The sequence below is a fragment of the Clostridium tarantellae genome, assembly GCF_009295725.1.
GTDB lineage: Bacteria > Bacillota > Clostridia > Clostridiales > Clostridiaceae > Sarcina > Sarcina tarantellae.
On sequence record NZ_WHJC01000591.1, the window covers coordinates 1 to 670 of the forward strand.

The window sequence follows — 670 nt, forward strand, 5'->3', positions numbered from 1 at the left end:
GCTAAATTATTTATATCCACCTTATAAGCTCTTCTTGGTTTAGATAATTCATTAAGTTTAGCTTGTCCATCTTTTTTAAGATTTTCTACCACAGTATATCTATCATCTTTCCAATAAAAAGTTTTAATTTTCTTAGAGTATTGATAATTTTCTACATAATCTTTCCCATTATTAATAGCCTTAATAGTTAATCCATCCTTACCAAGGGGAAGAAGTCTTGTATAAAAATTATGGGAATCTCTTTGGCTTTCTAATTTTATTACATTTAAGGAATCCATAAAATAAACTCCCTTATCCCTGCCAAGATGTTCATATACATTTATTTTTTTATTTATACAATCAAATTGTAAATCCACCATGTAGGTTTTCTTAATATCCTGTATAATATCCCAGGAACTACAATTACTTTTTCTAACAGTTCTTTTCTTAGTTACATTACAACATCCAACCCTCCATCCAGTAGAAACTATGGCAAGATTTAAGGCATCCACTATATTTTTTTCTATACTTTCATATCTATCCCAAGGCTTTCCCTCTAAATCTTCCACATTTAAAAAACAAGTAAACTCTGTAAAGTTATCAAGCTCATGAATTTCTTTTACTATATATTCATTTTCCTTAGTTCTTATATAGCATTCTTCTACAATATCTTTATAGAACTTATCAAAAA

General features: G+C 27.9%; 1 protein-coding gene. It reads right to left on the minus strand.

Annotated features, from left to right (window positions below):
- Positions 1 to 670, minus strand: a 670-nt coding sequence (locus tag GBZ86_RS16510; protein WP_207707486.1) for a phage tail spike protein, incomplete at both ends; no start/stop codon positions are given.